The sequence below is a fragment of the Xanthomonas cucurbitae genome, assembly GCF_002939885.1.
Taxonomy (GTDB): Bacteria; Pseudomonadota; Gammaproteobacteria; order Xanthomonadales; family Xanthomonadaceae; genus Xanthomonas; species Xanthomonas cucurbitae.
In genome coordinates, this window is record NZ_MDED01000021.1 from 43,196 (window position 1) to 67,829 (window position 24,634).

Consider the following 24,634-nt stretch of genomic DNA (forward strand, 5'->3'; position numbering starts at 1 on the left):
GGGTGCTTGCCTGGTGGGGGCGTTGCGGGATGCTCCCCCCATCCGCCCTTCGGGCACCTTCCCCCGTTCACGGGGGAAGGGAGCAGGCAGGGCGGCGCTTGGCGCCATGGGTTGCCTGCTCCTTCTGACGCTAGGCGCCTTTCCCCGCTGAGCGGTTTGCCCCCTACCGGCCCCCGCCCGAGCGCATGTCTGCGCCCCGTTGCCATCTGGTCGTGGGGTCGGGCGAATTTGACGCGTCCATGACGTCTAAGTGATGCTCGCGCGTTGTCCGGGATCGCCCGGGTGCACCCAGCCATTCCTGAATACGCAAGGGACTTCTATGAGCGTTGACGCTGCCGCGCCGACATCCGCTTCCACCCCACCGCCGCCCGAGTTTCCCACCTTGCTGGGTCATCCCCGCCCGCTGTGGATGCTGTTCATGACCGAATTCTGGGAGCGCTTCGCGTTCTACGGCATTCGTTGGGCGCTGGTGCTGTACATTGTGGCGCAGTTTTCCGGCGGCGCCGCCACAGGCCAGGCAGATGCGGGCCGCACCTACGGCGCCTATCTGGCGCTGGTGTATGCAGCAGCGATCTTCGGCGGCTACGTGGCCGACCGGGTGCTTGGCTACCAACGTTCGATCCTGGTCGGCGCGGCGGTGATGGCCACCGGGCTGTTCCTGATCGCCATTCCCGACCGGACCCTGTTCGAGATCGGCCTGGCCACGGTGGTGGTCGGCAACGGGCTGTTCAAGCCCAACATCTCCACCATGGTCGGCAAGCTGTATTCGGTAGCCGATCCGCGCCGCGACAGCGGTTTCACCATCTTCTACATGGGCATCAACCTGGGCGCGATGATCTCGCCGGTGCTGACCCAGTTGCTGGCCGAAAAGGTGTTCGGCACCGAGGCGATGCCGTCTTACAAGATGGTGTTCATGGCCTCCGGCGTGGGCATGCTGATCAGCCTGGTGTGGTTCTGGATCGGCCGCGCCCAGCTCAAGGGCATCGGTGCGCCGGCGCCGGGCGCGCAGGCCAGCCTCGGCCGCGTGCTGATGGTGCTGGTGGGCTGCCTGCTGGCGATTCCGGGCGTGTACTTCCTGCTCGCCGTCGGTGCGGATGTGTTGCAGATCGTGCTGACGGTGCTGTTCATCGGCCTGTCGGTGATGCTGCTGGTGGAAGGCATCCGCGAAGGCAAGGTACAGCGCGACAAGGTGATCGCGATGCTGATCATCTTCGCCTTCAACGTGCTGTTCTGGATGTTCTTCGAACAGGCCGGGAGTTCGTTCACCTTCCTGGCCGACAACATCGTCAATCGCAATTTTGGCGACTGGACCTTCCCGACCGCCTGGTTCCAGTCGGTCAACTCGGTCGCCATCATCGCGCTGGCGCCGGTCATCGCCTGGATCTGGGTCAAGTCCGGTCGCTTCAACCCGTCGATCCCGCGCAAGTTCGGCCTGGGCCTGATCTTCAACGGCCTGGCCTTCCTGCTGCTGATGTTCGCGCTGTCCAGCCTGGTCAGCGATGCCGGCAAGATTCCGTTCTGGACCCTGTTCATGGTCTACGTGATCCAGTCGGTGGGCGAGCTGTGCCTGTCGCCGATCGGCCTGTCGATGGTGACCAAGCTGGCGCCCATGCGCCTGGTCGGTTTCGGCATGGGGGGCTGGTTCTTGTCCACCGGCATCGGCAACAACCTGTCGGGGATCTTTGCCGGCCATGTCAGCGGAAGCGAAGGCATGAGCGTGTCCTCGGCGCTGGGTGGGTATACCTTCGGGTTCTGGGCGTTGCTGGGCGCCGGCGCGCTGCTGTTCCTGATCGCGCCGCTCATCAACAAACTCATGCACGGTGTGAAGTGAGGAGAAACGCGATGCCGATCAAACCGCTTGTCTGTGGCCTGTTGCTGACCGGCCTGCTGGGTGCCTGTGGGCAGCCTGCCGACCAACAGCAGGCCCCGCGGCCGTTGGACACGTCGATGCAGAAGCCGCCCAGTGCCGATCCCAGCCAGCCGGTGTCCTCGGGCAACACGCCCACCGCTGCCGACATCGCCGCAGCGGCGGCGCTCAATGCGCAGTACGACCCCTCGCGCGATCCGGCGGCGGACCTGGAGACGGCCAAGGTCGAAGCCAAGCGCGGCGGCAAGCGCATCGTGCTCAATGTCGGCAACGCCGCCTGCGAGCCGTGCAAGGCGCTGGACGAGGTGATGGGTGGCGATGCGGAGCTGCGCAGTTTCCGCGATGCGAACTTCGTGGTGGTCAAGGTCAACCGCGATGCGGCCAACGAAAACGCCGCGTTCCTGTCGCCGTTTGCTCAGCTCAACGCGTATCCCGCGCTGCTGGTGCTGGACAACGACGGCAAGCTGCTGACCACCCAGGCCGGCCCCGAGCTGCGCAAGGGCGAAGGTTTCGACCGCAAGAAGCTGTTCGATTTCCTCAAACAATGGGCACCGCCGCAGGCCTGAGTGAGCCTCGCGGCGTGGCCTGTGGACGTGCAAGCGTGTGGCTCGACCAGCGTGTGCGATGGTGCGCGGTGTGAGCAGCCCTCATCCGGCGCGTTGCGCCACCTTCTCCCGCGCGCGGGAGAAGGGCAGTGCAGTACGTTGCGCATTGGCCCGAGTGGTCCCTTCCCCCGCTTGCGCGCGGGAGAAGGGCAGTGCAGTACGTTGCGCATTGGCCCAACTGCTCCCTTCCCCCGCTTGCGGGGGAAGGTGCCCGAAGGGCGGATGGGGGCGTGCGCTGCGCGTGCCGTCAGTCCTTGTCGGCCATGCGCGGCAGACCGTCCTTGGCCAGCGTGTCGATCAGGCGTTCCAGCAACTGCTGCTCTTCGGCACTGAAGACCGACATCAGCCGCTGTTCCATCTCGTTGACCAGTGGAGCGACGGTCTCGTAGACCTGGCGCCCGGCCGGCGACAGCGCCAGCATCGAGCGACGGCGGTCGTCGCCGTGGGTCTCGCGGCGGATGAAGCCACGCTCCAGCAGCCGGGCCACCGCGCGGCTCACCGCGACCTTGTCCATCGCCGTGCGATCGGAGACCTCGCTGGCCGAGGACCCCGGATACAGCGCCAGGATGGTGATGACGCGCCACTCAGGAATCGCCATGCCGTAACGATCACCGTAGACCTTGGCGATGTTGCTGCTGATCCGGTTGGACAGCACGCTCAGGCGATACGGCAGGAACTGCTCCAGGTTGAGCAGGACAGGGTGGTGCGGCGGCTGGGGGGCGTCGAGATCGCTCATGTTGCACTGTGTCTTGATTTTGGTTTCATTTGCAACTACAAACCGAAGGTGGCCTGCGCATTCTCGCGGGTCTTCTGCCACTCCGCATAGCCCTGCCGACACCCAGCGTGGAGAAACGACGATGAGCGCACAACCGAACACTACTGCACACCGCCCGGATCCGGGCATGCAGGTCACCACCTTCGACAATCCGATGGGGATCGACGGATTCGAGTTCGTCGAATTCGCCGCACCGGCCGGCCAGGCCGCGCAACTGCACGCCTATTTCCGCCAGATGGGCTTCAGCGCGGTGCTGCGTCACCGCAGCCGCGCCATTACCGTCTATCGCCAGGGCGGGGTCAACTTCCTGCTCAACGAAGACCCCGATTCGTTCGCCGCCGACTTCGCCGCCGCGCACGGCCCCTGCGCCTGCGGGTTTGCGATCCGCTTCCGCACCCCGGCCGAGACCGTGCTGCAGACCGTGCTGGGCAACGGCGGCGAAGCGGTGCAGAACAAGCCCGACACGCGCGCGGTGCCGGCGCCGGTGGTCAAGGGCATCGGCGACTGCATGCTGTATCTGGTGGACCGCTACGGCGCGGCAGGCAGCATCTACGACGCCGACTACGAGGCCATCGACGGGGCCGACCCGCATCCTGCCGGGTTCGGGCTGACCTTCATCGACCACCTCACGCACAACCTGTACTTCGGCAACATGCAGCGGTGGTCGGACTACTACGAGCGGCTGTTCAACTTCCGCGAGATCCGCTACTTCGACATCAAGGGTGCCAAGACCGGGCTGGTGTCCAAGGCGATGACCGCCCCGGATGGCATCGTGCGCATTCCGCTCAACGAATCGTCCGACCCCAAGAGCCAGATCAACGAATACCTGGACGCCTACCAGGGCGAAGGCATCCAGCACATCGCCTGCTTCACCGACGATATCTACACCAGCGTGGAGAAGATGCGCGAAGCGGGGGTGAGTTTCCTGGATACGCCGGATACGTATTTCGACGTGGTGGATTTGCGCATTCCCGAGCATGGCGAAGACGTCGCGCGCCTGCGTCGCAACAAGATCCTGATCGACGCCGACCCGGATACCAAGCAACGCAAGCTGCTGCAGATCTTCACCACCAACTCCATCGGCCCGATCTTCTTCGAGATCATCCAGCGCAAGGGCAATGAAGGCTTCGGCGAAGGCAATTTCCAGGCGCTGTTCGAAAGTATCGAGCGCGACCAGATCAAGCGTGGGGTGCTGTGAGGGCCGGTGAGGTGACGCGGCCGCTGCAGTGGTGAAAGACGTGACGTGTTCGGCCGTATTCCAGGGAAATCTGACCAATCAAAGCAGTGAAGCCGCACGTGCTTAAAGCCCCTCTCCCGACGGGAGAGGGGTTGGGGTGAGGGTACGGTGGAGCGATGAAAATCAAGCCGCCATTGCCTACCGTTGTGCTCACCCATGCACGTGCGTTACGAAAAGAAATGACCGCTGCAGAGCGCACACTCTGGCGCTGTCTGCGAAGCAATCAGCTGCAAGGATTCAAGTTTAGACGTCAGCATCCGATTCCGCCGTACATCGCAGATTTTTGTTGTATTGAAGCTATGTTGATTGTTGAACTAGACGGATCGCAGCATCAGGAATCCTTCGATCAGGCAAGAACGCGGTGGCTTCAATCGAAAGGCTGGATCGTGCTGCGCTTCTGGAACAACGATGTGTTGCTGTCGTTGGATGCGGTAGTCGAGGCGATCGGCAACATCATCGCCACGCCGCACCCTCACCCCAACCCCTCTCCCGATGGGAGAGGGGCTTAATTCCAGCCCCCTCGGGGCCCATTTCGGATGCATGCCATGCAAAACGATCAGCGCTACATGACCGGCTTCGGCAACGAGTTCGCCACCGAAGCGGTGGCCGGCAGCCTGCCGGTCGGGCAGAACTCGCCGCAGCGCGTGGCGCATGGCCTATACGCCGAGCAGTTGTCCGGCACCGCGTTCACCGCACCACGCGGCGAGAACCGGCGCAGCTGGCTGTACCGCATTCGTCCGGCGGCGGTGCACGGCCGTTTCTCGCTGATCGAACAGTCCCGGCTGCACAACGACTTCGGCAGCGGTCCGGTGCCGCCGGACCAGATGCGCTGGAGTCCACTGCCGTTGCCGGCTACGCCCACCGATTTCGTCGATGGCCTGTACACCATGGCCGGCAATGGCAGCCCGGAGGCGATGACCGGCGTTGCCGTGCATCTGTATGCGGCCAATGCCTCCATGCATGATCGGTTTTTCTATGACGCCGATGGCGAGCTGCTGCTGGTGCCGCAGCTCGGCCGGCTGCGGGTGTGCACCGAACTGGGCGTGCTCGACCTGGAGCCACAGCAGATCGGCGTGATACCGCGCGGTGTGCGTTTCCGGGTGGAACTGCTCGATAGTGAAGCGCGCGGCTATGTCTGCGAAAACTTCGGTGGTTTGCTGCGGCTGCCGGACCTGGGGCCGATCGGTGCCAATGGCCTGGCCAATCCGCGCGATTTCCAGACCCCGCGTGCGGCGTTCGAGCAGCGCGACGGTGCGTTCGAGCTGGTTGCCAAGTTCCAGGGCCATCTGTGGCGTGCGCAGATCGATCACTCGCCGCTGGACGTGGTGGCCTGGCATGGAAATTACGCGCCGTCTCGCTACGACCTGCGCCGCTTCAACACCATCGGCTCGATCAGTTTCGATCATCCCGATCCCAGCATCTTCACCGTGCTGACCTCGCCCAGCGACACGCACGGCACCGCCAACATGGACTTTGCGATCTTCCCGCCGCGCTGGCTGGTGGCACAGCACACCTTCCGCCCGCCGTGGTTCCATCGCAACGTGGCCAGCGAGTTCATGGGCCTGGTGCACGGCGTCTACGATGCCAAGGCCGAAGGCTTCGCGCCTGGCGGTGCCTCGCTGCACAACTGCATGAGCGGGCATGGCCCGGATGCGGCCACCTTCGACAAGGCCTCGCAGGCGGATCTGTCGCGCCCGGACGTCATCGCCGAGACCATGGCCTTCATGTTCGAAACCCGCGCCGTGTTGCGGCCCACCCAGCAGGCCTTGCAGGCCGCGCATCGCCAGGGCGACTACCAGCGCTGCTGGGACGGCTTGCGTGCCGGGTTCAAGGCGCCCGGCTTGGGCGCGGCAGACTAGCCCGTCGGTGCGCAGTAGACGAGGACTCAGCGCGGGTCGGACGACGGCCGTTCGTGCTGCCTGGCGGTCTCTGCGTTCTCGCCCACATCCCCCTGCGTGGCCGGCGTCGGCAAGCCCTCCTGCTCCATCTCGCCTTGGTTGGGCACCTCCGGCCGGTCTTCCATCATCAGCGACAGCGCGGCCTTGGCCATCAGGTGGGCGCTGATCGGCGCGGTGATGAACAGGAACACGGTAATCAGCAACTCGCGCGGCTGCGGGTCCGCGCCCAGGAACAGGTGGTAGCCCACCGAGGCCAGCAGCACGCAGCCCACGCCCAGCGTGCTGGCCTTGGTCGGTGCATGCAGGCGCTTGAAGAAGTCGGACAGCTTCACCAGGCCCAATGCGCCGATCAGGATGAAGAAGGTCCCCACCAGCAGCAAGGCGCTGAGCAGGTATTCGGTCAGCGCGATCATTCGACGATGTCCCGCCGTAGTACGTACTTGCTCAACACCACGGTGCTGCCGAAGCCCAGCATCGCGATCACCAGCGCGGCCTCGAAGTAGACCGGCGAATCCAGGTACATGCCCAGCAGCATCAGCTCGGCGATGGCGGTGATGGACAATGTGTCCAGCGCCAGGATGCGGTCGGGCACGGTCGGTCCGCGCAACAGGCGCCACAACGCCATCAGCATGGCCAGGCCGACCGTGTGCATGCAGATGACGATGGTCGATTCGATGAACGTGTGACCGGTCATGGAAAGATCTCCATCAGGGGCTTCTCGTAGCGGTGCTTGATCTCGGCGATCAGCGCATCTGGATTGTCCAGGTGCAGCACATGCACCAGCAGATACTTGCGGTCGTCCGACAGCGCCGCCGAGACCGTGCCGGGGGTGAGCGTAATCATGCTGGTCAGCGCCGCGATACCATGGATGTTGGCGATGTCCAGCGGCACCCAGATGAAGCCCGGGTGGATGCGCGATTCCGGCCCCAGCACCTGCATGGCCACCTTGATGTTGGAACGCACGATGTCGCCGGCGGCCACCAGCAGCATGCGCGGTACCGAGCGCAACGAACCGATGCGCGCGAATTCACGGTCCAGCCGCGCCGCGAAGATCGGTACCACCACGCCCAGCAAGGCGCCCAACACCCATTGCTGCGGGCCGAAGCTGTCGCTGAGCAGCAACCAGAACACAAACACCGTCACGCTCAGCGGGATGGACGGGAAGATCCGACGGCGCCACGACACCGGTGCGTTCATGGCGCCCTCCGCAATGGTGCGCTGGCCTGCACCTGGTCCACATAGGCGCCCGGGTCGCGCAATTGCGCGCCGGCGGCATCGGTGTAGCGCATCAACGGCCCGGCCGCCACGGTCATCGCCAGCAGCGCGGCCAGCAACACCAGCGTGGCGGCGGTTTCCACCGGCCGCATGCGGCCGCGACGCGGCGGTTGCAGTTCGGGTGCATCCTCGGCCGCCGCCGGCACCCGCCAGAACAGGCGCACGCCGGCACGGGTCAGCCCGATCACCACCAGCAGGCTACCGCCCAGGATGGCACCCCAGACCGGGCCGACCAGGCCCGCGGGCACATGCTGCAACAACGCGGCCTTGGCCAGGAATCCGGACAGCGGCGGCAGCCCGGCCACCGCGATCGCGGCGATCAGGAACATGCTGCCCGGAATCGCACGTCCGGGTAGCGGCGCCACCACTTCCTTGCGATCGCTGGCGCTGCCACGCCGTCGCCGGATCAGGTCCGACACCATGAACAAGGCGGCTGCCACGAAGCTGCTATGCGGCAGGTAATACAGGCCCGCGCCGAGTGCGCGCGCATCGTCCAGCGAGAACGCGATGAACAACGTTGCCGCCGAGAACACCACCAGATACGACACCATCACCCGCAGGCGGGATGCCGCCATCACCCCGAAGGCGGCCATCAGCAAGGTCGCAATGCCCAGCCACAGCAGTGCATGCCGGCCGAAACCCTGCAACGCACCGGCGCCGGCGCCGAACCACAGGCTGCACACGCGCAGCGTCGCGTACAGCCCCACCTTGGTCATGATGGCGAACAGGGCGGCCACGGCCGCCGGCGCGCGCGCATAGGTTTCCGGCAGCCACAGATACAACGGCAGCAACGCTGCCTTGCTGCAGAACACCACCAGCAACACTCCCAGCGTGGCCTTGGCCAGCGGCAGGTCCTGTGCCGGCAGCGCGGCGATGCGCTGCGCCAGCTGCGCCATGTTGAGCGTGCCGAACACCCCGAACAGCAGCCCCAGCGCGATCAGGAACAGCGTCGAGGCGCACACGTTGAATACCACGTAATGCAGCCCCACACGCATCTGCAGGCCGCGTCCGCCACTGAGCAGCAGGCCATAGGAGGCGATCAGCATCACTTCGAAGAACACGAACAGGTTGAAGATATCGCCGGTCAGGAAGGCGCCGTTCAAGCCCATCAGCTGGAACTGGAACAGCGCGTGGAAGTGCGGCGCGCGCCGGTCCCAGCCGGCACAGGCATGCAGCAGGCAGGCCGCGCCCAGGATCAAGGTGGTCAACAGCATCCATGCCGACAGGCGGTCGCCCATCAGCACGATGCCCAGCCGCGCGGGCCAGTTGCCCAGCAGATAGACCAGGATCTGCCCGTCGGCGGCGCGTGCGAACAACGCGATCACCGCGATCGCCAGCAAGGCCACGCTGGTCCATGCCACGCTGCGCTGCACACGCGGCCCATAGCGGCGGTGCTCCACGAACAGCGAGGCGCACGCGCCAAGCATCGGGATCAGGATCGGCAGGATCAGCAGATGGTTCATCGGCGTGCCTGCCGGGTATCGATGCCGGTGGCGGCATCTTCATGTGCATCGACATGATCGCTGCCATTGTCGCTGCGGCTGCGGATCGCCAGCACCAGGCTCACCGCCGTCATCGCAAACGCAATCACGATCGCCGTCAGCACCAGCGCCTGCGGCAGCGGGTCGGTGTAGTGCTGCAGATCCGCCGGGACACCTTCGCGCAGTACCGGTGGCTGGCCGCTGCGCAAGCGCCCGCCGGCAAAGATCAGCAGGTTGGTCGCATACGACAGGAAGGTCATCCCCAGGATCACATCGAAGCTGCGTGCACGCAGCAGCAGGTAGATCGCCAATGCGGTCAGGACGCCGATCGCGCTTGCCACTGCCAGTTCCATCAATGCTGCTCCGCGGTGCGTGTCGACCGTTGGGTGGGGTCGATCTCGCCACGCTGCGAGGTGCGCGTGCGAGACGGTTTGATCGTGCCCATCATCGACAGCATCAACATCGCCGCGCCGAACACCACCAGATACACGCCGATATCAAAGCCCAGCGCGCTGGCAAGCTCCAGCTCACCCAGCAGCGGCAATGAAAGGGTGAGGTGCCCGCTGCTCAGGAACGGCAGGCCGAACGCCAGCGCGCCCGCACCGCTCAGCAGGGCGCACAGCAGTCCGATACCGATCAGCCGGATGTAGTCGAAGCCGAAGCGCGACTCCACCGAGGCGGTCCCCTGGATCACGTACTGCATCAGCAACGGCACCGCCAGCACCAGGCCGGCAATGAAACCGCCGCCCGGCGCATTGTGACCGCGCAGGAACAGGAACAACGACACCGTCAGCGTCAGCGGGAACATGATCTGCGCCAGGTCGGCCGGTACCGGCAGCTTGATCGGTGGCCCCGGCATGCTGCGCTCCGGTGCCATGCGCGCGCGCCGCAGCAGCGCATGCACCACCAGCCCGGCAATGGCGAACACGGTGATCTCGCCGAAGGTATCGAACCCGCGGAAATCCACCAGGATCACGTTGACCACGTTCCGCCCGTAAGCCTCGGGCAACGCACGCTGCAGCAGCTCGCCGGCCACGGTGGGGCTGGGCTGGGTCATCAGCGTATAGGACAGCGCGGCCAGGCCGGCGCCACCGATCACCGCAAGGCCGACATCGCGCAGCTGACGCAGCCGCGCGCGTTCCGGTGGCGAACGCTCGGGCAGGTAATTCATCGCCAGCAGCATCAGCACCAGGGTCATCATCTCCACCAGCAGCTGGGTCAAGGCCAGGTCCGGCGCAGACAGCAAGACGAAGGTCAGACTGACCGCCAGCCCGGTGCCGCCCAGCACCAGCACCGCCAGCAGGCGCTGCCGGTACAGGAACAGGCTGCCCAGCGCACACGCCATCATCAGCAGCCACACCATCCAGCCCAGCAGCGGCATCGGCGCCGGAGCGGGCCAGACCGGCAGGGCACCCCCCTGCAGGAACGGCACGGATGCCACCACCACCGCGCTCAGGACCAGCAGCATCAGCATGCGTTGCAGCGAACCGTTGGTCACCGCGTCGGTCATGCGTGTGGTGGCGGCGAACAGGGCGCGCAGATTCCACTGGAACACGGCCTTGCCGGGCGAACGGTTCTGCACCGCGTACAGATCCAGCGTGCGGCGCAATGCGATGTACAGCAACGTGCCGCCGACGATACCCGCGACACTCATCGCCAGCGGCCAGTTGACGCCATGCCACAGCGCCAGGCTGTAGTCGGGCAGGCGCTCGCCGAGGATGGCGCTGGCACCGGCGCGCAGCACCGGCGCCACCGTCCATGCCGGCACGATGCCCACCGCCACGCAGATGACCACCAACACCTCCACCGGAATCTTCATCCAGCGCGGCGGCTCGTGCGGGGTGGTGTCCAGATCGCGCGGGCCGTGGCCGAAGAAGGTGTCGTACACGAACCGCAGGCTGTAGGCCACACCCAGCAGGCCAGCCAGCAGCGCCGCGATGCTGGCCAGCACGCGCATCGATTGCGGCGCGTCGGTTTCCAGCGCCACGGCAAAGAACATTTCCTTGGACAGGAATCCATTGAGCAACGGAATGCCGGCCATCGCCAGCGAGGCGGTGATGGCCAGCGCGCTGGTGAACGGCATCAGGCGGCGCAGGTTGCCCAGCTTGCGCATGTCGCGCGTGCCGGTCTCGTGGTCGATGATGCCCGCCGCCATGAACAACGAGGCCTTGAACACCGCGTGGTTGAGGATGTGGAACACACCGGCCACCACGGCCATCGGGGTGGACAGCCCGAACAGCATGGTGATGAGGCCCAGATGCGAGATGGTCGAATACGCCAGCACGCCCTTGAGATCGTGCTGGAAGATCGCATACCACGCGCCCACCAGCAGCGTGATCGCACCGACGCTGGTGACGGTGTAGAAGAACAGGTCGGTGCCGGCCAGCGCCGGATGCAGACGCGCCAGCAGGAACACACCGGCTTTCACCATCGTGGCCGAGTGCAGGTAGGCCGACACCGGCGTGGGTGCGGCCATCGCCTGCGGCAACCAGAAGTGGAATGGAAACTGCGCGCTCTTGGTGAAGATGCCCAGCAGCACCAGGCCCAGCGCAGATGGATACAGTGGACTGGCGCGGATCACATCACCGGCGGCCAGCACCGCATCCAGCTGGAAGCTGCCAACGATGCGGCCGATCATCAACACGCCGCCGAGCAACGCAAGGCCGCCACCGGCCGTCAGCACGAAGGCCATGCGCGCGCCATCGCGCGCATCCCGGCGATGCGACCAGAAGCCGATCAGCAGGAACGAGCTGATGCTGGTGAGTTCCCAGAACACCATCAGCAGCAATAGATTGCCCGACAGCACCATGCCGAGCATCGCGCCCATGAACAGCAGCAGGTAGGCGAAAAAGCGCGATGCGCTGTCGCGCGCGCTCAGGTAGTAATGCGCGTACATCACCACCAGCGCGCCAATGCCCAGCACCAGCAGCGCGAACATCCACGCCAGTCCATCCATCCGCAGCGAGAACAACAAGCCGATCTGCGGCAACCATGCATGTTCGCTGGCAATCACCTCCCCGCGCAGCACCGCCGGCGTCAACGCGGCGAGCACCAGCAACCCGGCCAACGGCGCGGCCGCAGCCAACCACGCAGTGATCGAACGGGGCGCGCGCCAGGACAGCGCAGCGGCCGCTGCCATCAGCAACGGCAGCGCAAGCAGGATTTCCAGTGAAAAAGGCATGCAGGGAACACGAGATTCGCGAGCAGGCCAGAGAGCTTAACAAACCGTTGACTGACGTCCATGTCAAAGCCGACCCTGCGCAGGCGATACCGGCGTGGCCGAACGGCGACGCATCGGCGTGGGGTACTCGGTATGCTGCGGTCATCTTGCGACCGGTGTCTTGCATCCTGTGACCGCTGCCAATCCTGCTCCAACCGCTGCTGCATCTGCGCCCCGCGCCCTGGTTTTTGGCGGGAGCGGACAGATCGGCGAGCGCCTGCTGACCCGGTTGCTCTCTGGCGGCTGGCAGGTGACGGCATGGTCGCGCCAGCCGCGCGCGGCGCGTGCGGGCCTGATCTGGCGGCAGGGCGATCTGGCGATGCCGCCAGCGGCGGGCGAGACCTATGAGGCGATCTTCAGTTGCGGGCCGCTGGATCATTTCGCGCGCTGGTATGCGCAAAACCCGGTCGCCGCCGCGCGTATCGTCGCCTTCGGCTCCACCAGCGTCCAGGTCAAGGAACATTCCAGCGATGCGGCCGAACGCGACGTGGCGCAGCGCCTGGCCATCGCCGAACAGGCGCTGTTTTCTGCGGCGCAGGCGCGCGGCGCCACGGCGACCGTCCTGCGTCCTACCCTGGTCTATGGTGCCGGACGCGACAAGACGCTGACCCAGATTGCCGGCCTTGCCCGACGCACCGGCGCCTTCGTGCTGCCTGCCGACGCCACCGGCCTGCGCCAACCGGTGCATGTGGACGACCTGGCCAATGCCGCACTGGCGGTGCTTGCGCAGCCGGCCACCCAGCAACGCAGTTATGCCCTCGGCGGTGGCGAGGTGCTGGCCTATCTGCAGATGGTGGAGCGGGTGCTCGCCGCGCTGCCACGGCCCGCACGTCTGTACCGGGTGCCGCCCAGCCTGTTCGGCCTCGCCCTCGGCGCGGCCCAGCGGCTGGGACGCCTGCGCGGGATGAATGCGGCCGCGTTGCGACGCCTGCGGCAGGACCTGGTGTTCGATCTGGAACCGGCACGCCGGGATTTCGGCTACGCCCCGCGCGCGTTCCGGCCGCTGCCGGAAGAACTTGGCATCGGCGAATAAGGCCGCTGCGGCGATCGTGCGCACTGGGCTACGGCAAAGCGTGGAGCGTTTGTGGCCCTGCACCGCTGCGGCTGCCTGCGCAGGATGGCGGTGTCCCAGCCAGCCTCAATAACGCCAGCCCAGCTGGCGATAGAGCTTGGCCAGTACCCAGATCGGCCCGATCAGCAGATAGGTCAGGTCGGTCAGGAAGCTCGGCTTGCGCCCTTCGATCGTGTGCCCGACGAACTGCGCAATCCACGCCACCACGAAGACCGCCAGGCCGGTGGCGAACAGGCCACCCAGCCCGATCCTGGCCTCGATCAAGCGGCACAGGCAGCCGAAGAAGAAGAAGATCCCCAGCATGCCCAGGCCCAACGGGCGCGACAGCCGGTTGTAGTACGACCATGCCGCAAACATCGTCAGCGCCGCCCACACCCCGCTGCTGAACCAGGTGCCGCCGACCGGGATGCACCAGAGCAGGGCCACCACCGACCACAGGATGGCCGGCACGGCCACTACATGGATGTGCTGATTGGTGGCGTTGCGATGGTCATCAGAATAGCTGGCGAAATAGCGGTCGATCGCGCGTGCGGTGGTGGTGCGTTCGGTCATGTTCCCTCCCAGGAATGACCCAAGCATACGCGTGCGAACGGCCGAGGTGGCACTGTGCGGAAAACCAGACGCTGCCGCGCGGCAATCGCGTGGCAGCGTCGTGCGGGCATCAGTTCACCGACACCGCACTCCACGCCGCTGCCACGGCGAGGTACTGCGTGGAGCTGCTGCCATACAGGTCGCTGGCCGCGCTCAGCGTGGCCCGGCGCGCGGCCGCGTAGTTGCTGGACGAGGTCATGTAGACCGTGAGCGCGCGGTACCAGATGCGGCTGGCGGCGGCACGGCCGATCGCGGTCAATGCGGTGTTGCCATTGCAGACCAGCCCGGCCGGGGTGACGTTGTAGCTGGTGCCCGTACCGAAGCCGCTTGGCACCACCGCGCCTTCGGCCAGCAGGTAGTAGAAATGGTTGGCCACGCCGGAGCTGTAGTGCACATCGATCGAGCCCAAGGTGTTGCGATAGCAGTCTGGCGAATTGCCATCCAGGCTCGGCTTGAACATGTAGCGCAACGCCAGGGTGCCGCTACTGTTGCCTGGCACGATTTTCTCACCGATCAGGTAATTGCCTGGCTGTGCGCCGTTGTTGGCGTAGTACTCCACCATCGCGCCCATGATGTCGGAAGTGGCTTCGTTCAAGCCACCCGATTCGCCCGAATACACCAACCGCGCCGAACGGCTGGTCACTCCATGGGTCATTTCGTGCCCGGCCACGTCCACGGAGACCAGTGGCGTGAAAACGCTGCCGTCGCCATCGCCGAAGGTCATGCAGAAGCAGCTGTCCGACCAGAACGCGTTGTTGAACCGGTTGCCGTAGTGCACGCGGCTGCGCGCACCCTTGCCGTCGTTGGCGATGCCGCTGCGCGAATGGGTGTTCTTGAAGTAATCCCAGGTCAGCGCCACGCCGTAGTGCGCATCCACCGCCACCGTCGCGGCATCGCTGTTGGCGCCACTGCCCCAGGCATTGTCGGCATCGGTCAGCAGCGTGCCGTTGCCGGAGGTGCTGTTACGCATGGTGTAGGTGGCGCCGCCGCCGCGACCGAGGTCGGTCATCTCGAAGCCGCTGCTGCAGCGCGTGGTGGCCAGCGCCACATTGCCTGCATATAACGCGCGTCCGCTGCCGGCCGCAGCGGTACCGCCCGTGCAGGCGGTATGCACGGTATCCCAGGCTTCGAGGATGCGTTGGTCCACCGCATCGACGATGTAATGCATCTCGATCGGCGTCTGGTCGGGCTTGATGCCGCTGTAGATCACTTCGTAGGCAAGCCGTGGTGTTCCCTGGCGTGCATACAGCACCAGGCTGGTACGTGGTGGCGCATCCTGCGGCACATCGAACTGCGCACCTGCCACGCGCACCGCCGTGTCGGCATCGATGCCAGGCACCAGGCTGGGGCGTACCGGCGTGTCCAGGGTCTGGCTCAACTGACGCATCACCCCACGCCGCGAATGCACCACCACATCGCCACCGATCACCGGCAGGCCGTGATAGGTGCGATCGAAGCGCACATGCTCGCTGCCATCGGCATCGACGATGCTGTCGCGCGCGATGAAGGCATCGGCCGGCGCCCGATGGGCCATGGCCGACGCGGTATTGCCCAGCAATGCCTGTGCACGCGACACCGCCGCGTTGGCAGACAGGTCCGCCGCGGTGGCGACGACAGGAAACGACAGCGCGCAGCAGATCGCCGCGCCCAACAAATGGAATTGCATGACGACTCTCTCCCAGAACGTGCAATGCAAAAACCGGCGGATAACCCCTCCCAGGCCGGTCGCGATCGGCAGCAACTGCCGGCAGACACGCTGGCACAGGTGCGAGCTGAAGCAGTAGTAAAAATTACAGTCGTCATGTGATCTGTGCGCGCGGCCCGTCGCGCGATGGAATGCATCGCACAGACTGGAGCCCGCATGACCGCGCGGACGGGCGGTGCACGCGTCCATCGGTATCTACCCGAGCACGCGCTGATCGCGGCAGTGTGCAAGCGAAAAGCCGGCCCGAAACCATGGCGCCGTGCGTAAGCGTGCCGCCGCTACGCTGCGCGGGCATCGCGCACCGCCGATCCAAGGCAGCGCTGCAGCACAGTGGCGAGCGGTCTGGGCACGCAGTACGGTGCTGCGGGGCGACGCGCGGATCGTCCAGAATGGCACCGGCGTTGCCGGTGCGCACATTATCGCAGGGCTGATGCCATCACTACGCCCGGCTGAGGCGGCACGCCATCAATCGACCGAAATACCCGCCAACCGTTGCAGTGCTTCGGCGTATTTCGCACGCGTGCGATCAATCACGTCCGCCGGAAGGCTGGGGCCGGGCGCGGTCTTGCCCCAGTCCAACGTCTCCAGATAATCGCGCACGAACTGCTTGTCGTAGCTCGGCGGGCTGGTACCCACTTCGTACTGGTCGGCCGGCCAGTAGCGCGAGGAATCCGGAGTCAGCATCTCGTCCATGATGTACAGGCGGCCATCGGCATCGGTGCCGAATTCGAACTTGGTGTCGGCCAGCAGGATGCCGCGCTCGGCGGCAAAGTCTGCGGCGAAGCGGTAGATGCGCAAGGTGGCATCGCGCACGCGCTCGGCCAGCTCGGCGCCGACGGTCTTGACCATGGCATCGAAGTCGATGTTTTCGTCATGGTCGCCGACGGCGGCCTTGGTCGAGGGGGTAAAGATCGGCTCGGGCAGTTTCTCGGCCTGGCGCAGGCCGTCGGGCAGTTCGATGCCGCTGACCTTGCCGGTGCGCTGGTAGTCCTTCCAGCCGCTGCCGATCAGGTAGCCACGGGCAATCGCTTCCACCGGCACCGGCTTGAGCTTGCGTGTCACCACCGCGCGCTTGGCGTACAACGCCGGGTCCACACCGTCGGGCAGCACCTGCTCCACACCGATGTTGACCAGATGGTTGGGCATCAGGTGTTCGGTCTTGTGGAACCAGAAGTTGGACACCTGGCAGAGCATTTCGCCCTTGCCCGGAATCGGGTCCGGCAGCACCACGTCGAACGCAGACAGGCGATCGGTGGCCACCATCAACAGATAGTCGCCCGGGGGGGCACCGGCGGGCAGGCGGTCGCGCGGAAGTTCGAAGACATCGCGGACCTTGCCACGGTGACGCAACGGCAGGCCGGGCAGATCGGATTGCAACAGCGTGGTCGACACAGGCACTCCTAAGGACGTCGCAATGACGCTGTCCCCGGGACCCGGCGGGCCCGCGGGTGGGCAGCGGGCCGCGTAGTGTACGGCGCTTCGTCGCGCCCCGCTGGATTTATCTGGCCGCCGCCGCAGGCGCACCGTGGACGGCGTGTCAGCCAGGCCGGGCGGGGCTTCAGGTAAGATCGTCAGCCCGCCTTCCCCGCCCCCGATCGCTCATGTCCTGGTACGGAAAACTGCTCGGCGCATTGGCCGGCGCCCTGTTGTTTCGCGGTGCGCCGTTCGCAGGGCTGCTGATTGGCCTGGCGATCGGGCACGCGGTGGACGCGGGCTGGTTCAAGCGCCGGGCGGACAATCCCTATGAAGCACTGGGGCTGGAGCCGGACGCCACCATGGCCGAGATCGATCTGGCCTATCGGCGGCTGATGTCGCGCTATCACCCGGACAAGGTGGCCAATGCCGAGCCCGAGGCGCGCCGCCAGGCTGAAAAGAAGGCCAGCCAGATCAACGCGGCCTACGACCGCATCCAGCAGATGCGCAAGCGCTGAGCGCCGCGCCCCGGGCCAACGCCCGGCAATCACCGCAGCTCGGCAAGCGCGACTGCAGCTGCGTCGGGCCTGGCCGTCGCGGCCAGGCCCGACGCGCGTCTCAGAAGCGGTAGCCGAAGGTCAGGCGGACCGCATTGGTCGAAAAATCGGTATCGGTACGGCGCAGATCGGTGCCGGCCGGATTGACCCGCAGGAACGGGTTGGTCGGCGGCGCGGTGCCCGGCCCGACGCGCACGCGGGTGTCTTCGTCCTGCAGGCGGGTGAACAGGTATTCCACGCCCACCGAGACATGGTCGCTCAACCGACGCTGCAAGCCCACACCGGCCTGGTAACCATCGGCGCTGTCGCCGCCGCGGCCGGTGAAGCTGTTGGCGGTATTGCTGCTGGCAAAGCTGTGGTCGAACTCGCCGCGTGCCACGCCGGCGGTGAAGTAGGCCAGGAAATCGCCCTGCTCGCCGAAGGCATAGCCGACGCGTCCGCGTAGCGCGGCGGTGCGGTTGAGTTGGCGGGTGAAGGTGTAGAGCGCAGGCGTCGTGCTGAAAGCGCTGACGCTGTCGCGGATGTCGTTGCGGGTGTATTCGGCCACCACGCCGTAGACCCAGTTGCCGGCCTGCCAGTCGTAGCCCAGCCGCGCGCCGTATTCGGCCCCCCCCTTGTCCTTGCTGCAGCCGCTGGCCGGCGTGCGCCCGGCTGCCGCGCCGCCGCAAAAGCCCGGCGAGAACGCATTGGCGCCAGTGGCGGTGCTGACCTGGTCGCCGTCGCGGCCATCCAGGTTGGTGTCGAAGCCGAAGCGGCCGCCGGAGACACCGGCCGGATCGGCGCCGCCGAGATTGGCGCCGATGGAAAAGCCGGACCAGTCGGCCGGGCCGGTTTGCGCCCAGGCCGATGGAGCCAGGGCCAGCAGGACGAGTGCAGCAGAAGCGAGCGGGGTGGTGTTCATGCAGTCTCCTCGAATCAGGCGCGGCGCGCCGGTCCCTGAGCATACGCAGGTGAGTCCTGTGCAGATGCATGCCTTTCCTCACGCCGCAGCGGTTGCGACAATGGCCCATTCCCTCTTCCTACGAGCTGCCCATGCAACCGACGGCGATCGCCCCGTCCATCCTGTCCGCCGATTTCGCCCGCCTGGGCGAGGAAGTGAACAACGTCCTCAAGGCCGGTGCCGACTGGGTGCACTTTGACGTGATGGACAACCATTACGTGCCCAACCTCACCATCGGCCCGATGGTCTGCCAGGCGCTGCGCAAGCACGGCATCGTCGCGCCGATCGACGTGCACCTGATGGTCGAGCCGGTGGACCGGATCGTGCCGGACTTTGCAGACGCCGGCGCCACCACCATCAGCTTCCATCCCGAAGCCAGCCGCCACGTGCACCGCACCATCCAGCTCATCAAATCGCACGGCTGCCAGGCCGGGCTGGTGCTCAATCCGGCCACCCCGGTGGATATTCTGGATTGGGTGCTGCCGGAGCTGGACTTGGTGCTGGTGATGTCGGTCAACCCCGGCTTTGGCGGCCAGGCCTTCATTCCCTCGGCGCTGGACAAATTGCGCGCCATCCGCCGCAAGATCGATGCGCTGGGCAAGCCGATCCGGCTGGAGATCGACGGCGGCGTCAAGGCCGACAACATCGGCGCGATTGCCGCCGCCGGTGCCGACACCTTCGTGGCTGGCTCGGCCATCTTCAACGCGCCCGACTATGCGCAGGTGATCGCGCAAATGCGTGCGGCGGTGGATGCGGTGCGGTGAACCAGCCCGCACTGCACATCCGCACGGCCACGCCAAGCGATGTGCCGCTGCTGCACGAGCTCATCACCGCGCTGGCGGTCTACGAGCGCGAGCCGGAGGCGGTCACGGCCACCCAGGACGATCTGTGCGCCAGCCTGTTCGGCGACGGCGCCACCGCGCATGCGCTGATCTGCGAGCAGGACGGCCAGGCACTGGGATTTGCGGTGTACTTCTTCAACTATTCCACCTGGCTGGGCCGCAACGGCCTGTATCTGGAAGACCTGTTCGTGCGCCCGCAAGCGCGCGGGCAGGGGGCGGGCCTGGCGCTGTTGCGGCATCTGGCACAGCTGGCCATGCAACGTGGCTGCGGACGTTTCGAGTGGTCGGTGCTGGACTGGAACCAGCCGGCGATCGATTTCTACCAGGCCGTGGGCGCCCACCCGATGGCGGGCTGGACCGTCTACCGGCTCGACGGCGAGCGTCTGGCTGCCTTTGCTGCCGGCGGTTGAACCGGGCTCGCGCATGCGGCCGCCCAGCACAGCTGCCGTATCGAAAAAGACAAGGCCGCCCCGTATGGAGCGGCCTTCGGAAGATTGGAGGCTGATCCTGCCTCCGCCCATCGTCCCTGCTATGGCCTTCCATGTTCCGGGTCGGCGGTGACATCGGTATGACAGCCGCGCGACCTTGCGCATTCACGATTCCCGCATCGACCCACTGCTAGCCTGCGTGGACCTCCATCCCCATCATCGGCAGTGCGCATGGTCCCGTCCCACTGGCGATTGATCCTCAACGGCAAATCCACCGACAACGAGGATCTGCGGCAGGCGGTCGGCCGCCTGCGCAAGCGTGGCATCCGGCTGGAAGTACGGGTCACCTGGGAAGAGGGCGATGCCGAGCGCTATGTGGCCGAAGCGGTGGCCGATGGTGTGCAGACCGTGGTGGCTGCGGGTGGCGATGGCACCTTGAGCGAAGTGGCGGCCGCGCTGGCGCATCATGATGGCGATGCGGCCACACTGCCGTCGCTGGGCCTGGTGCCGCTGGGCACCGCCAACGACTTCGCCACCGCCGCCACGCTGCCGATCGACCCCATCGACGCGCTCGACCTGATCGCCAGCCGCCCGGCGCAGGCGATCGACCTGCTGCGCCTGGACACCGCGCACGGGCCGCACTGGTGCGCCAACGTCGCCAGCGGCGGCTTCGGCACCCAGGTCACCGTGGACACCGACGAAGGCTTGAAGAAGATGCTCGGCGGGTTGGCTTACCTCATCACCGGCATGTCGCGGCTGGGCCGGATCGATCCGATCAGCGCACGCTTCAGCGGCCCGGAGTTCAGCTGGGAAGGCGAGTTCATCGCGCTTGGCCTGGGTAACGGCCGCTACGCCGGCGGCGGCCAGGCGCTGTGTCCGGACGCACTGATCGACGACGGCCTGCTCGATGTCACCATCTTGCCCGCGCTCAACGGCGAGGTGGCCGCCACGCTCGGCACCCTGGTCACCAGCGGCAAGCAGGCCGCGCTGGAACGCGTGGCCGTGCGCGCCCGGGTACCGTGGCTGCAGATTGTCTCCGCGCGACCGCTGACATTGAACCTGGATGGCGAGCCGGAAACCGCCGTGCAGTTCCGCATCGACTGCGTGCCGGCGCGGTTGCGGATGCACTTGCCCGCCAATTGCCCGCTGCTTGGCCGGTGAGGCTGGGAATCGGGAATCGGGAATCGCAAAAGCGGAAGCGCTGGCACCGCGCGTCGCGGTTGAACGGCGTTCTTCGCGGCTCGCTGCTGCTCTGGGCCTGCAGTTGCGCTACAGTAGCCGTGTGTCCCGCATGACGACTCCACGCTCGTTCTCTTCCGCTCGCCGCTGGTGGCGATGGTGGCCCGTTGCCGTCGTCCGCCCCGCCACAGAGTCCCGGAAGGAAAGTCGTCTTGATTACTGCAGAGCAGTTCCAGCGCCAGGCCGCTGAAGGTCACACCCGTATCCCCGTTGTCCGCGAAGTGCTGTCCGACCTGGACACGCCGCTATCGGTCTATTTGAAGCTCGCCGACGGCGCCTACACCTATCTGTTCGAATCGGTCGAAGGCGGTGAGCGCTTCGGGCGCTACTCCATCATCGGCCTGCCGGCACGGCGCGTGTACAGCTTTCGCGGCCACACGCTGGAAGTCAGTGAGCACGGCGAAGTCGTCGACACCCGGCAGGTCGCCGACCCGCTGGCCGAGGTGGACGCACTGCGTGCCGAACATTCGGTGCCGCAACTCGATGGCCTGCCCGGCTTCACCGGCGGGCTGGTCGGCTGGTTCGGCTTCGAGTGCATCCAGTACATCGAACCGCGGCTAGGCAGCGGCGACAAACCCGACGAACTCGGCACGCCCGACATCCTGCTGATGCTCTCCGAAGAGCTGGCGGTGTTCGACAACCTCAAGGGCCGGCTGTACCTGATCGTGCATGCCGACCCGGGCCAACCGCAGGCCTATGTGCGCGCCAACCGGCGTCTGGACGAGCTGGCGCATCGCCTGCGGCAGGGCGGCGCCGGCTATCCGCAGGCGCAGATTTCCGACGCCATCGACGAAGCGGATTTCCATTCCTCGTTCACCCGTGAGGAGTATCACGCGGTGGTGCGCAAGGCGCAGGAATACGTGCGCGCCGGCGACATCTTCCAGGTGGTGCCCTCGCAGCGGCTGCGCGTACCGTTCCGTGCGCGCCCGGTGGACGTCTATCGCGCGCTGCGTGCGTTGAATCCCTCGCCGTACATGTATTTTCTCGACGTGGGCGGCACCCAGGTGGTCGGCTCGTCGCCGGAAATCCTGGCGCGCCTGCGCGATGGCGTGGTCACCGTGCGTCCCATCGCCGGCACCCGCCCGCGCGGCGCAACGCCGGAGCTGGACAAGGCGCTGGAACAAGAACTGCTGGCCGACCCGAAAGAGCGCGCCGAGCATGTGATGCTGATCGACCTGGGCCGCAACGATGTCGGCCGCGTGGCCGAACCGGGCACTGTGAAGGTGGGCGAGCAGTTCGTCATCGAACGCTATAGCCACGTCATGCACATCGTCAGCGAGGTCACCGGCACGCTCAAGGCTGGCCTGAACTACAGCGATGTGCTGCGCGCGACATTTCCTGCCGGCACCGTCAGCGGCGCACCCAAGATCCGCGCGCTGGAAGTCATCCGTGAGCTGGAGCCGGTCAAGCGCAACGTCTATTCCGGTGCGGTGGGCTACATCGGCTGGCATGGCGACGCCGACACTGCCATCGCCATCCGTACCGCCGTCATCCAGGACGGCTATCTGTACGTGCAGGCCGGCGGTGGCGTGGTCTACGACTCCGACCCTGATTTGGAATGGCAGGAAACCATGAACAAGGGCCGCGCGCTGTTCCGCGCGGTGGCCCAGGCCGCCAAGGGGCTGTGATGGACGGGCAGGGCGGCACGCTGCGCATCGGTTTTCGCAACGACTACAGCGAGGGCGCGCATCCGCGCGTGCTGCAGGCCATCGCGCACGCCAGTGCCGAGCAGAATGCCGGCTACGGCACCGACCGGCATAGCGCGCGTGCGGCGGCGCTGATTGGCGATGCCATTGCGCAACCGCAAGCGCAGGTGCATCTGCTGGTGGGCGGCACGCAGACCAACCTGATCGCCATCGGCGCGTTTCTGCGCCCGCACCAGGCGGTCATCGCGGTCGAAGCCGGGCATATCGCCACGCATGAAACCGGCGCCATCGAAGCCACCGGGCACAAGGTGCTCACCGTCGCCGCGCCGCACGACAAGCTGACCCCGGCGCTGATCCAGCCAGTGCTTCAGCTGCACGGCAACGAGCACATGGTGCAGCCCCGTCTGGTCTATCTCTCCAACAGCACCGAAAGCGGCACGATCTACACGCGGGCCGAACTCGAAGCACTCGCGCAGTTCTGCCATGCACACGCATTGCTGCTGTACCTGGACGGCGCACGCCTGGGCGCGGCGTTGACTGCTGCGGGCAACGATCTGGATCTACCCACCATCGCCGCGTTGACCGATGCGTTCTACATCGGCGGCACCAAGAATGGCGCCTTGCTGGGCGAAGCCCTGGTCATCGTCAATCCCGCCTTGCAGACCGACTTTCGCTACCTCATCAAGCAGCGCGGCGCGCTGCTGGCCAAGGGCATGGTGCTGGGAGCACAGTTTGCCGCGTTGTTCGAAGATGGCTTGTTCTTTGCGTTGGCCGCACATGCCAACGCGATGGCACAGCGTCTGCGTGCCGGCCTGCAGCACGCCGGCGCCCAACTCACCAGCGACTCGCCGACCAACCAGCAATTCGTCGCTTTCAGCGCACGGCAGGTGGAGCAGTTGGCCGAGCGCTACGACTTCGAACGCTGGGAGACCCGCCTCGATGGGCGGCTGGTGATCCGCCTGGTGACCTCATGGGCCACGACCCCGGAAGCCGTCGACCGGCTGTGCGCGGACGTTGTCGCCGTTCTGGGCAGCGTGGCGTAAGCTTGTATGGCGTTTTTTCGACAGGCAGAGAGATGATGACGCCGTTGATCCGCTGGATGCTCGCAGTCGCGTTCGCGTTACCGATGCTCGCCATGGCGCAGGTCAACAGCCTGCCGTCGCAGCCGCATCTGCTGGTGAAGGGGCAAGCACACAGAGCGGTCATGCCCGACCGTTTCTTCGTGACGATAAATTTTCGCGCCGTGGACATCCAGCCAGAACTTGCACGCCGGCGGATACAGGCGGCGGCCGAACAGATCCTGGCCGCGCTGAAGACGCACCATGTCCTCAAGGACAGCATCGAAGCTTCATCTCTGCAGATACAGCCTTTCTACTCCTATGGGTCGAACGAAGCGCAGAAGTTCGAAGGCACTGAAGTCAAGCGCAGCATTGGCGCGGCCTTCCAGTCGCTTGATGATGCAAGGCAGTTTCTCGGCAAACTGAAGACGTCCAACGAAATGCAGCTATCGGGGATCAAGACGTTCTACAGCAAGGACGCCGAGGTACGGGTACAGCTCAAGCGTGAGGCTGCAGCCCAGTCGCGTAACGTTGCCGCTGAGCTTGCCAAGGCGTATGGCGTCAGAATTCAGGGGCTTTACACGATTTCCGACGTCGCGCCGAGCTTTGCCTATGGTGTCCAGGCGGGGAGTTGGCCGATGGAGGCCATCGTCGTTTCTGGGCAGCCGGCGCCACCTATGCCGGCTGCCGATGGCGGTGCAATCGTCGAATCGCTCGAAGCCGGTAGCATGATCCTCACCGAAAACATCTATGCGGTCTTTCTGATCGGACAATAGGGGCGGCTA

Annotated in this window: 24 protein-coding genes; 13 read left to right on the forward strand and 11 right to left on the reverse strand. The window is 65.9% G+C overall.

Annotated elements, in window-relative coordinates:
- Positions 1 to 319 precede the first annotated feature (319 nt).
- Together XcuCFBP2542_RS12250 and XcuCFBP2542_RS12255 are read left to right on the forward strand one after the other, a co-directional pair.
- Complete coding sequence (locus tag XcuCFBP2542_RS12250; RefSeq protein WP_104603839.1) at positions 320 to 1,831, forward strand: peptide MFS transporter; 1,512 nt, start codon at positions 320 to 322, stop codon at positions 1,829 to 1,831.
- Between the two features lie 11 nt (positions 1,832 to 1,842).
- Positions 1,843 to 2,433: a thioredoxin family protein gene (locus XcuCFBP2542_RS12255; RefSeq protein ID WP_104603840.1), complete on the forward strand. Its 591-nt coding sequence runs from the start codon at positions 1,843 to 1,845 to the stop codon at positions 2,431 to 2,433.
- A gap of 286 nt (positions 2,434 to 2,719) precedes the next feature.
- Here XcuCFBP2542_RS12255 and XcuCFBP2542_RS12260 read toward each other — a convergent pair whose 3' ends face one another.
- Complete coding sequence (locus XcuCFBP2542_RS12260) at positions 2,720 to 3,208, reverse strand: MarR family winged helix-turn-helix transcriptional regulator (RefSeq protein WP_104603841.1); 489 nt, start codon at positions 3,206 to 3,208, stop codon at positions 2,720 to 2,722.
- Positions 3,209 to 3,329: 121 nt separating this feature from the next.
- On the opposite strand from XcuCFBP2542_RS12260, the gene hppD reads away from it, so the two are divergent.
- From hppD to hmgA, 3 genes are all read left to right on the forward strand, one after another.
- A complete protein-coding gene (gene hppD, locus XcuCFBP2542_RS12265; protein WP_208800438.1) occupies positions 3,330 to 4,445 on the forward strand; it encodes a 4-hydroxyphenylpyruvate dioxygenase in 1,116 nt (371 codons plus the stop codon).
- Positions 4,446 to 4,600: 155 nt separating this feature from the next.
- Positions 4,601 to 4,993 (forward strand): endonuclease domain-containing protein, encoded by a 393-nt coding sequence (locus XcuCFBP2542_RS12270; protein WP_104603843.1) that lies wholly within the window; start codon positions 4,601 to 4,603, stop codon positions 4,991 to 4,993.
- Between the two features lie 36 nt (positions 4,994 to 5,029).
- On the forward strand, positions 5,030 to 6,343 hold the full coding sequence (hmgA, locus tag XcuCFBP2542_RS12275) for a homogentisate 1,2-dioxygenase (protein WP_104603875.1): 1,314 nt from the start codon (positions 5,030 to 5,032) through the stop codon (positions 6,341 to 6,343).
- A 26-nt stretch (positions 6,344 to 6,369) separates the two neighbouring features.
- On the opposite strand, the gene XcuCFBP2542_RS12280 is transcribed toward hmgA, so the two are convergent.
- The 6 genes from XcuCFBP2542_RS12280 to XcuCFBP2542_RS12305 are packed head-to-tail and all read right to left on the reverse strand — an operon-like array spanning position 6,370 to position 12,319.
- Positions 6,370 to 6,795 (reverse strand): Na+/H+ antiporter subunit G, encoded by a 426-nt coding sequence (locus tag XcuCFBP2542_RS12280; RefSeq protein WP_104603844.1) that lies wholly within the window; start codon positions 6,793 to 6,795, stop codon positions 6,370 to 6,372.
- On the reverse strand, positions 6,792 to 7,076 hold the full coding sequence (locus XcuCFBP2542_RS12285; RefSeq protein ID WP_104603845.1) for a K+/H+ antiporter subunit F: 285 nt from the start codon (positions 7,074 to 7,076) through the stop codon (positions 6,792 to 6,794). The genes XcuCFBP2542_RS12280 and XcuCFBP2542_RS12285 overlap by 4 nt, the downstream gene beginning before the upstream one ends.
- Entirely contained in the window at positions 7,073 to 7,579 is a 507-nt protein-coding gene (locus XcuCFBP2542_RS12290; protein WP_104603846.1) for a Na+/H+ antiporter subunit E, read from the reverse strand. Before XcuCFBP2542_RS12290 ends, XcuCFBP2542_RS12285 begins: the two co-directional genes overlap by 4 nt.
- Positions 7,576 to 9,120, reverse strand: coding sequence for a monovalent cation/H+ antiporter subunit D (locus tag XcuCFBP2542_RS12295; protein WP_104603847.1), 1,545 nt, complete (start codon positions 9,118 to 9,120; stop codon positions 7,576 to 7,578). Before XcuCFBP2542_RS12295 ends, XcuCFBP2542_RS12290 begins: the two co-directional genes overlap by 4 nt.
- On the reverse strand, positions 9,117 to 9,491 hold the full coding sequence (locus XcuCFBP2542_RS12300; RefSeq protein ID WP_104603848.1) for a Na+/H+ antiporter subunit C: 375 nt from the start codon (positions 9,489 to 9,491) through the stop codon (positions 9,117 to 9,119). Before XcuCFBP2542_RS12300 ends, XcuCFBP2542_RS12295 begins: the two co-directional genes overlap by 4 nt.
- Positions 9,491 to 12,319: a monovalent cation/H+ antiporter subunit A gene (locus XcuCFBP2542_RS12305; protein WP_104603849.1), complete on the reverse strand. Its 2,829-nt coding sequence runs from the start codon at positions 12,317 to 12,319 to the stop codon at positions 9,491 to 9,493. Before XcuCFBP2542_RS12305 ends, XcuCFBP2542_RS12300 begins: the two co-directional genes overlap by 1 nt.
- A gap of 169 nt (positions 12,320 to 12,488) precedes the next feature.
- Between XcuCFBP2542_RS12305 and XcuCFBP2542_RS12310 the strand changes: the two genes are divergently transcribed.
- The gene (locus tag XcuCFBP2542_RS12310; RefSeq protein ID WP_104603850.1) at positions 12,489 to 13,391 is read left to right on the forward strand and encodes an NAD-dependent epimerase/dehydratase family protein; all 903 of its coding nucleotides are present in this window, start codon (positions 12,489 to 12,491) and stop codon (positions 13,389 to 13,391) included.
- A 105-nt stretch (positions 13,392 to 13,496) separates the two neighbouring features.
- Here the strand turns inward: XcuCFBP2542_RS12310 and XcuCFBP2542_RS12315 are convergent, their stop codons facing one another.
- From XcuCFBP2542_RS12315 to XcuCFBP2542_RS12325, 3 genes are all read right to left on the reverse strand, one after another.
- Positions 13,497 to 13,982: an Mpo1 family 2-hydroxy fatty acid dioxygenase gene (locus tag XcuCFBP2542_RS12315; protein ID WP_104603851.1), complete on the reverse strand. Its 486-nt coding sequence runs from the start codon at positions 13,980 to 13,982 to the stop codon at positions 13,497 to 13,499.
- 109 nt (positions 13,983 to 14,091) lie between these two features.
- Positions 14,092 to 15,687 (reverse strand): M4 family metallopeptidase, encoded by a 1,596-nt coding sequence (locus tag XcuCFBP2542_RS12320; protein ID WP_104603852.1) that lies wholly within the window; start codon positions 15,685 to 15,687, stop codon positions 14,092 to 14,094.
- Between the two features lie 504 nt (positions 15,688 to 16,191).
- Positions 16,192 to 17,118: a phosphoribosylaminoimidazolesuccinocarboxamide synthase gene (locus XcuCFBP2542_RS12325; protein ID WP_167526813.1), complete on the reverse strand. Its 927-nt coding sequence runs from the start codon at positions 17,116 to 17,118 to the stop codon at positions 16,192 to 16,194.
- 209 nt (positions 17,119 to 17,327) lie between these two features.
- Between XcuCFBP2542_RS12325 and XcuCFBP2542_RS12330 the strand changes: the two genes are divergently transcribed.
- Positions 17,328 to 17,657, forward strand: coding sequence for a J domain-containing protein (locus tag XcuCFBP2542_RS12330; RefSeq protein WP_104603854.1), 330 nt, complete (start codon positions 17,328 to 17,330; stop codon positions 17,655 to 17,657).
- Positions 17,658 to 17,757: 100 nt separating this feature from the next.
- Here XcuCFBP2542_RS12330 and XcuCFBP2542_RS12335 read toward each other — a convergent pair whose 3' ends face one another.
- Positions 17,758 to 18,597, reverse strand: a complete 840-nt coding sequence (locus XcuCFBP2542_RS12335) for an outer membrane protein (protein ID WP_104603855.1) — start codon at positions 18,595 to 18,597, stop codon at positions 17,758 to 17,760.
- Positions 18,598 to 18,728: 131 nt separating this feature from the next.
- On the opposite strand from XcuCFBP2542_RS12335, the gene rpe reads away from it, so the two are divergent.
- The 6 genes from rpe to XcuCFBP2542_RS12365 all read left to right on the forward strand — a co-directional run bounded on the left by rpe (position 18,729) and on the right by XcuCFBP2542_RS12365 (position 24,625).
- Complete coding sequence (gene rpe / locus XcuCFBP2542_RS12340) at positions 18,729 to 19,400, forward strand: ribulose-phosphate 3-epimerase (protein ID WP_104603856.1); 672 nt, start codon at positions 18,729 to 18,731, stop codon at positions 19,398 to 19,400.
- Entirely contained in the window at positions 19,397 to 19,888 is a 492-nt protein-coding gene (locus XcuCFBP2542_RS12345) for a GNAT family N-acetyltransferase (RefSeq protein WP_104603857.1), read from the forward strand. Before rpe ends, XcuCFBP2542_RS12345 begins: the two co-directional genes overlap by 4 nt.
- 249 nt (positions 19,889 to 20,137) lie before the next feature.
- On the forward strand, positions 20,138 to 21,067 hold the full coding sequence (yegS, locus tag XcuCFBP2542_RS12350; RefSeq protein WP_104603858.1) for a lipid kinase YegS: 930 nt from the start codon (positions 20,138 to 20,140) through the stop codon (positions 21,065 to 21,067).
- Positions 21,068 to 21,297: 230 nt separating this feature from the next.
- Positions 21,298 to 22,773 (forward strand): anthranilate synthase component I, encoded by a 1,476-nt coding sequence (trpE, locus tag XcuCFBP2542_RS12355; protein WP_104603859.1) that lies wholly within the window; start codon positions 21,298 to 21,300, stop codon positions 22,771 to 22,773.
- Complete coding sequence (locus tag XcuCFBP2542_RS12360; RefSeq protein ID WP_104603860.1) at positions 22,773 to 23,834, forward strand: threonine aldolase family protein; 1,062 nt, start codon at positions 22,773 to 22,775, stop codon at positions 23,832 to 23,834. The genes trpE and XcuCFBP2542_RS12360 overlap by 1 nt, the downstream gene beginning before the upstream one ends.
- A 35-nt stretch (positions 23,835 to 23,869) precedes the next feature.
- Entirely contained in the window at positions 23,870 to 24,625 is a 756-nt protein-coding gene (locus XcuCFBP2542_RS12365) for an SIMPL domain-containing protein (protein ID WP_104603876.1), read from the forward strand.
- Positions 24,626 to 24,634 lie beyond the last annotated feature (9 nt).